Genomic DNA, 7824 nt, shown 5'->3' with positions numbered 1-7824 from the left:
AGAAAATTTAAATATTAGAAGAGAAAAATTATAAATATATTAAATAAATTAGTTTCAGACTACTAAATATTAAACAATAGAATTCAGACAATTTTATTATTGACTATCAGTTCTTTAAATGATTTTACAAAGTATTGGACAGATAACTTTTCTATGCTAAAATGCTTAAAACAAACAGCTAGAAAGGAATATTTAATAATTAAATAAAGAAAGAGATTTTATAATCAGATATAAAAATAATTCTTCTACTCTGATTTATTGTATATTAAATCCCAAACAGAATGGATATAATCTGTAAAATTAAAAAAGGAAGTCATTTTTTTGAAGTAACAAAAACTAAAATATAGGCTATACCGCTTATTTACAATGCATTAATCGGCTTTCACCAAAGCCAATAATTACCTTTGGTCGCACCTTCTCCGTACCTTGTTCGGACCTTGTTCGGCCGTTCTTCGACTGTTCTTCGACTCCTTATAAGCCGAACAGGAGTCGAACAGCAGTCGAACAAGAGTCGAAGCAGGTACGACGATGCCTCGAAGAAGGGTCGGTGGAGTGCCGAAGAGACAAAAAACAGAAGTTGGTAAATCCCGAAGGGGTATTGAGAGAGAGTGAAAAGAAAAACGGTTTCCAATACAAAAATGAGCCTTATACGAAATAACATGCATCCTCAACATATCAACTCCAGCCCCCGGAGGCGGGCGACAGTATGGTAATAATAACTGCTGACTGAAAGAATGAAAGCCACGGCAGTGGTGACAGAAAATAAAATATAAGTAAGAAAAAGTGTCACCACTGCCGTGGCTCTGTGCATAAAATTATAGAGTACTTTTTACCATACTGCCACCACTGCCGTGGCTATTCCATCTTGGAAGTGGAACCCCTTAAATCTACTAAGAGAGACTTTTAAAAGAGTAAGGCATTAGTTTAATAGTTTCTAAAATTAATAGGGTTCCCCCTCCCCCTCGTTTCCGAACGAGGGGGTGATAGCCCGTCGTCTCTGACGATAAAAAAAACATAAAGTGCTCTCCCATGTCTACACAAGGCGTCTTGGAGAAAAAGCGAACCCTGGACTGCGAAGACATAGGATTTTAGCGGAAAAGGACTAAATAAGTTCTATGGGATTTTTGCTCGTTGGAGACGAGGAGTTAAAAGCCCCTCGTGCAGAAACGAGGGGCAGTTGAATACCAGATCATGCTTGTCTAAAAACATTATTAACGATAAAACACTTGACCACAAAATCTCCTAATAAAATCCTTTGCGCCATAGCGTCTTTGCGTTTATATTCTTTTTTCTAATCTTATAATGTCCTAAATAATCACCATAGTAGCCCCATATCCATATTCCCGAAACGAGGCATCCTGGAAACTGTGTGTCTTATACCTTGAATTCAACAATCGCCTTACCTCATGTTTTAGGGTGCCATTGCCCAGACCGTGGATAAAGACAATTTTCTGTCCTTTGTTCTTCTGGTTTTCCTCCATCACTTCTTTAAAGCGATCGGTCTGTAGCTTGAGCATGTCGGCATTTGAAAGGCCGCGGGTATCATCCAGTAACTCGTGGATATGAAGATCGACCTCAATAATATCTGGATTCTTATCTTTAGTAACCTTAGGTTTTGGAACGTTAAACTCTCCCTTTTCCTGGAGTATTTTACGGGTCTCCTTCTGGGTGAGATTTTCAACACGACGCTCCAACTCGGTTTTAATAACCGGAAGCAGAACCGCACGTTCGTAAAAGAAGTCATTGTTTTTAAAGGCATTGTCCTTAAAGAATTTATGTGCCTTGATTTTCAATACTTCATTAACGGGATCGAAAAGAGCAAAGGGCTTATTCTTGCGATAAAGCATCATCTGCACGTGCCAGGAGACATCCAGTTTGGATGCATCCACCTGCTCCATGTGCTCCTTGGTATTGGCTTGTATGCGACCATTGTAAAGGTGGCGTGCCAGTCCGTCCTCTCCCATCTCTACAATCAAATAAAGGCATTGATAATTGCTGTCGTTGACCAAATGGAAATCGACCATCTGTTTATCACCCTTGTGTCCGCCATCAAGAAAAGCAAGATAGAAACGAGGGTTCAGATCGTCATGGCGTTCATCAACCATGCTTTCTTCCTCCTCAAAAGCAGGCTCTTCATTTTTTATAACAGGCTGTTCATTCCGGTTATTAGCCGAATTGGTGGACACCGACTGAGGTGAAGCTACCTTCCGTTCAATTACGACAATCTCGTTGGACGGCATTGGAACCTCGAATCCGATCTCATCTTCAACGTATACGATATTTCCTTCCACACGGGTGACCAGTCCTCCTCCTACATCGTTCAGGAAGCGTACAGTGTCTCCGGGTCTGATATCTATGTTTTTCATATATAGTATGCTTTATGGGCAAAGGTAAAGGAAATTCGTGAATTTCCTTTACCCTATGCCCTATCAAAGAAGGTATCTCCTTTCCAGTTTTTAGGATTGTTGATGATGTAGTTTTTTATACGGGGATAGGATCGTCCATCCCGGATTACATGATCGTGGTAATCATGTTGCCAGTTTTTTGTTCCCGGAGTTTTGCGTAAAATATTAATATCCTTTGAAGTCTTCATTTGCAACTTTCCCATAAGCTTGGGAATGATCATTCGTCTGCGAAGTTTACAATATTCCTCTACCTCCTTTTTGGTAGGTTGATAATTGGGCTTATTCCACCACTTACGAGAAAGATAAAACTCATGATTTTTCTGCATATTATAATCATCCACTTCGGATATACCATTATAATACCCATATTCCTTCAAGATGATTAACAAATGAAAATGATTAGGCATTACCACCCACTCGTCCAAAATAATACGAGGATGATACTCTGGTATCTTTAAGACCTCTTTTTTCACAATCTCTCCATACTCAGAGTAAAACATTTTTTGGTTGGCTACACGACCCAATATCCAATGGCGATTTTGGATGTTGTTGGTGATAAAGTATTGTCCCGGGGCAGAATAATTCAATATCCGCATACGATTACCCTCTACGCGGTACTTATTTCGAAACATTGTCATAAGGTTAGGGTTTTCAAGGTTACATACTTAATGACAAATAAAAATACTTGTTTCCTGACTTTTTTTCAACTACTTTTTTTTACGACAACAGTAACCCCACCAAAAACATGTTTAAAGACAAAGAAAGAATTAAAACCAGAAAGTAACTTGAACTATAGAAAGTAACTTGCGACCGCCGTATAGAAAATTCATGGATTTTCTATACTTTGGCGCAAAAAAAAGAGAACAAACACACAAACAAAAAAATGCACATTTCCATAGACCAATACAAGTACCACCTACCTACCGAAAAAATAGCAAAATACCCACTTACAAAGAGAGACCAGTCAAAACTGCTGCATTTCAAAAATGGCACAATAGAAGACAGGAATTTTAGAGAGATACCTGACTTGATTCCTTCTGATGCAATGCTGCTCTTTAACAACACCAAAGTGATCCGGGCCCGGCTTCCCTTTCGCAAGAAAACGGGTGCGCACATTGAGATTTTTTGCCTGGAACCGGCATCCCCTTCCGATGTGGCAATGGCTTTTGAGCAAACCAGAGAAGTTTCATGGAATTGCATGATCGGCAACCTGAAAAAATGGAAGGAAGGACACCTGGAAACAGAGGTGGATACAGGCAAAACAACGGTAGTGGTTTCTGCAGAAAAAGTGGCTCCCACCAACGACGGTTTCACCATTCGCTTCAGTTGGGACAATCCGGAATATACCTTTTCCGAACTCATGGAAGCAATGGGCAAAACCCCTATTCCGCCCTATCTTGAGCGGGAATCAGAAGAAATTGATACCGAACGTTACCAGACGGTCTATTCGCAAGAGCAAGGGTCCGTAGCTGCTCCAACTGCCGGGCTTCATTTCACCCCGGATGTAATGAGTCAATTGCAGCAAAAGGGTGTCTCTCTGACCAATTTAACCCTCCATGTGGGGGCAGGAACTTTTCGTCCGGTAAAAAGCGCAACCATTGCTGACCATGAAATGCACACCGAACATTTCAGGGTGCCTTTAGACGCACTTCGGCAGTTTACAAATCACCAAGGCCCAAAAATAGCGGTGGGAACAACCACCTTACGCACCTTAGAATCACTCTACTGGGCAGGGGTTTTAGCCAGTCAGGGCAAACCATTTCACCATGTGGAACAATGGACACCTTATAAAAATGAGAGTTCCCTTTCGTTTGAAGAGGCAGTTTCTTATCTGATTGAAGCCACAGAAAATGAAGAGAAAGCGCATTTTGAGGGATCAACCGCAATAATTATTGTCCCGGGCTATCAGATCCGCTCTGTCAAAGGCTTGATTACAAATTTCCATCAGCCGGGAAGCACATTACTATTGCTTGTAGCCGCAATTATTGGTGAGGAATGGAAGACGGTTTACAAACATGCGCTAAACAACAATTACCGATTCCTGAGTTATGGCGATTCATCGCTGTTGTGGAAAGCGTAGCTTTTTGTTACTCTGCACTCCCCGTGGTTTAATATTTGGGGTTCATTATAATAATGCCTGCCCAATTAAATTAAAGAAGAAACAAGTTTGTAAAAATCAATTAATCTTTAGATTACACATATACCTATAATACGACCCACTTTGGAGGTCGATTTCCATATATATTTAAATATCTATAAATATTTGACCCACTTACGGGGTCATAAGACTAAAACTTTACCGCACTGGAGCCTCAAAGGCTCCTATACTTATAGCAGTATGCAATATAATGAATCACGACTCTGAGGGTGTCGAACATAGATAGTGAGGCAACATAACTATTAAATAGATTTCTTTTAGAATAAAAACACAACTCTGAGTTTCCGGCGGTTCAACCATCTTTCCGTTTACGTATTTCCTCCTCCAGAATAGCTTCCACATCTGAAGCACAGGAGCCGCAAACAGTTGCGGCATCAGTCTCATCCTGCACCTGTTCAAAAGTGGTCAGTTGTTTATCACGTATGGATTTAACAATCTCGGATTTGGTTAGCTGTAAGTGGCGACATACAATATCATTATCTTCGAATTCATTCATAATTTATGCTCTTTGTTTTGAAAGTAACACAAATGGTGGTCAGGTGGTTTACCTGGATGTTAAATAATCCACAATTTACTGCCGAAAACAAATGAATTCAGAACAAAAGCCGGATCTATCTTTGTGATCTTCCAAACCATCCAGTGCTAAAACTATTTTTTTAGTCACAAACCCCGATGTTGGAACAATTTTTGATAATTTAGCGAGTGATTAAAAATTCATCCTATTGCTGCAATATTGGCAGAAAAATCATCAATAAAGTATTAAAATATATAAACAAGTAAGTCTCATGGACCAAACAGTTGACATCAAAGAATTGAATGAACGAATCAAGCAGGAAAGTTCATTTGTGGATCTGCTAACCATCGAAATGAACAAAGTTATTGTAGGCCAAAAACACCTCGTAGAGAGTTTGTTGATTGGCCTTCTTTCTGATGGACACATCCTTCTGGAAGGAGTACCGGGATTGGCAAAGACACTGGCCATTACGACCCTTTCCAAGGCGGTAAGTGCCGACTTCAGCCGGATACAGTTTACCCCGGACCTGCTGCCGGCTGACTTGCTGGGAACCATGATTTACAGCCAGAAAAATGAGGAATTTGTGGTCAAGAAGGGTCCGGTATTCACCAATTTTGTGTTGGCTGATGAAATCAACCGTGCCCCTGCCAAAGTCCAGAGTGCATTGCTGGAATCAATGCAGGAACGTCAGGTAACCATTGGCGATCGCACCTACCCGCTACCCAAACCATTTCTGGTAATGGCCACGCAAAACCCTATTGAGCAGGAAGGAACTTATCCGTTGCCCGAGGCCCAGGTTGACCGTTTTATGCTAAAAGTGGTGCTTGATTATCCGCAAAAAGCCGAGGAGCAATTAATAATCCGGCATAATCTCGCAAAAAAATTCCCGGAAGCCAACAGCATCATCAATCCTGAAGATATTTTACGTGCCAGGGAAGTGGTCAAAGACGTCTATATGGACGAAAAGATTGAAAAGTATATTGTTGACATTGTTTTTGCCACCCGTTTTCCAGAACAATACGACCTGGCAAAATTCAAAGATATGATCAGCTACGGTGGCTCTCCCCGTGCCAGCATCAGTTTGTCGATTGCGGCTAAGGCTTATGCATTTATTAAGCGCCGCGGATATGTAATTCCTGAAGATGTGCGTGCTGTTTGTCATGATGTTCTACGTCACCGCATCGGCTTGTCATACGAGGCAGAAGCCAACGATATCACCTCAGAAGAGATTATCAGTGAAATACTGAACACAATTGAAGTACCCTAAACAATGAGCAATGAACAATAATCAATATTTGGTAACCGATAATTGATATCTGGTAACCGATAATTGCTAATTGATATTTGGAAACTGATAATTGCTAATTGATATTTGGTAACTGATAATTGCTAATTGATATGATGACAGAAGCAACAGATATAATAAAACGCGTTCGTCAGATTGAAATTAAAACCCGTGGATTGTCCAGCAACATTTTTGCCGGGGAGTATCACTCTGCATTTAAGGGCCGGGGAATGACTTTTAGCGAAGTACGTGAATATCAATATGGTGACGACATCAGAAACATTGACTGGAATGTAACAGCCCGTTTCAACCACCCTTTTATTAAGGTGTTTGAAGAAGAACGAGAGCTGACAGTCATGCTGATGATTGATGTTTCGGGTTCGCGTGAGTTTGGTACCACCTGGCGGTTCAAAAAAAATGTTATCACCGAAATGGCTGCTGTATTGGCATTTTCAGCCATTCAGAACAATGATAAAATCGGGGTAGTATTCTTTTCGGACAGAATTGAGAAGTTCATTCCCCCCAAGAAAGGTCGAAAGCACATTTTGTATATCATTCGCGAATTGATCAGTTTCACTCCTGAACACCGGGAAACCAATATATCAGAGGCATTACGATACCTGACCAATGCCATCAAAAAGCGGTGTACTGCATTTGTAATCTCCGATTTTATGGACGAAGGCTTTGAGGATGCCCTGAGAATTGCCAATCAGAAGCATGATATCGTAGCCCTCCGGGTTTATGACCCACGTGAAGCAGAAATGCCGGACATTGGATTTGTAAAGCTGAAAGATGCAGAAACCGGAGAATACTACTGGGCCAATACCTCCAATCGTAAAACCAGAGAAGCATACCAGACCTGGTGGAAGGAAAATGAGGGACTCCTGCAAAGTGCATTCTCCAAAAGCGGTGTAGACAACGTGGCAGTTCCAACCAACGAGGACTATGTTAAAGCACTCATTTCACTCTTTAAAAAACGAGCTTAAAATGGGGAAATTTCTTTTTTTTAAAACAGATATACTTTTAACCTTTACGGTATTATTGCTAAGCCTGGGAATTGTTCAAAGGTCAATTGCTCAGGACTTTTCAGTAAATGCAACACCGGACTCCACTTTAATGGTGATTGGCGGGCAGATGAATCTCATCCTCGAGGTGGCTCAGCCAAATGATATAACTGTTGCTTTTCCGCAATTTGCCGATACCATCACCAAAAACATCGAAATAGTTGACCGGACAGAACCCGATACCACGCTTATTGATGGAAACCGTATTTCGGTTAAACAGATTTTTCGGATCACTTCTTTCGACAGCGGGCTTCATTACATACCCCCAATGGAATTTGAGCTGGCATCGGCAAATCTGGAAGCAAAAAAGAAAACAAGGCCCATCGGACTGATGGTGGTGAATCCGTTTGAAGAAGTAGATCCTCAAAAAGGAATAACTGACATTAAAGCCCCTATTG

6 protein-coding genes and 1 pseudogene are annotated in these 7824 nt (G+C 40.9%); 4 read left to right on the top strand and 3 right to left on the bottom strand.

Annotated features, from left to right (window positions below; genetic code table 11):
* Nucleotides 1-1307: 1307 nt before the first annotated feature.
* Together QZZ43_RS12740 and QZZ43_RS12735 are read right to left on the bottom strand one after the other, a co-directional pair.
* Nucleotides 1308-2366 (bottom strand): DUF2027 domain-containing protein, encoded by a 1059-nt coding sequence (locus tag QZZ43_RS12740; protein WP_291859927.1) that lies wholly within the window; start codon nucleotides 2364-2366, stop codon nucleotides 1308-1310.
* A gap of 53 nt (nucleotides 2367-2419) precedes the next feature.
* Nucleotides 2420-3043 (bottom strand): transposase, encoded by a 624-nt coding sequence (locus tag QZZ43_RS12735; protein ID WP_291859925.1) that lies wholly within the window; start codon nucleotides 3041-3043, stop codon nucleotides 2420-2422.
* Nucleotides 3044-3288: 245 nt separating this feature from the next.
* Here QZZ43_RS12735 and QZZ43_RS12730 point away from each other — a divergent pair, with 245 nt between their 5' ends.
* Nucleotides 3289-4485, top strand: coding sequence for an S-adenosylmethionine:tRNA ribosyltransferase-isomerase (locus tag QZZ43_RS12730; RefSeq protein ID WP_291859922.1), 1197 nt, complete (start codon nucleotides 3289-3291; stop codon nucleotides 4483-4485).
* A 370-nt stretch (nucleotides 4486-4855) separates the two neighbouring features.
* Here the strand turns inward: QZZ43_RS12730 and QZZ43_RS12725 are convergent, their stop codons facing one another.
* Nucleotides 4856-5059: a (2Fe-2S)-binding protein gene (locus QZZ43_RS12725; RefSeq protein ID WP_291859920.1), complete on the bottom strand. Its 204-nt coding sequence runs from the start codon at nucleotides 5057-5059 to the stop codon at nucleotides 4856-4858.
* Between the two features lie 370 nt (nucleotides 5060-5429).
* Here QZZ43_RS12725 and QZZ43_RS12720 point away from each other — a divergent pair, with 370 nt between their 5' ends.
* The 3 genes and pseudogenes from QZZ43_RS12720 to QZZ43_RS12710 form a co-directional block, all read left to right on the top strand.
* Nucleotides 5430-6344 (top strand): AAA family ATPase, encoded by a 915-nt coding sequence (locus QZZ43_RS12720; protein ID WP_367221558.1) that lies wholly within the window; start codon nucleotides 5430-5432, stop codon nucleotides 6342-6344.
* Nucleotides 6345-6475: 131 nt separating this feature from the next.
* Nucleotides 6476-7348 carry a DUF58 domain-containing protein gene (locus tag QZZ43_RS12715; RefSeq protein WP_291859915.1) on the top strand — a complete coding sequence of 291 codons (873 nt, stop codon included), beginning with the start codon at nucleotides 6476-6478 and terminating at the stop codon, nucleotides 7346-7348.
* A 1-nt stretch (nucleotide 7349) separates the two neighbouring features.
* Nucleotides 7350-7824, top strand: a pseudogene (locus QZZ43_RS12710) (hypothetical protein); the annotation flags it as partial.

Source organism: Marinilabilia sp. (assembly GCF_016278715.1).
Classification (GTDB): Bacteria; Bacteroidota; Bacteroidia; order Bacteroidales; family Marinilabiliaceae; genus Marinilabilia.
This window is presented reverse-complemented; position numbering and strand designations above follow the sequence as displayed.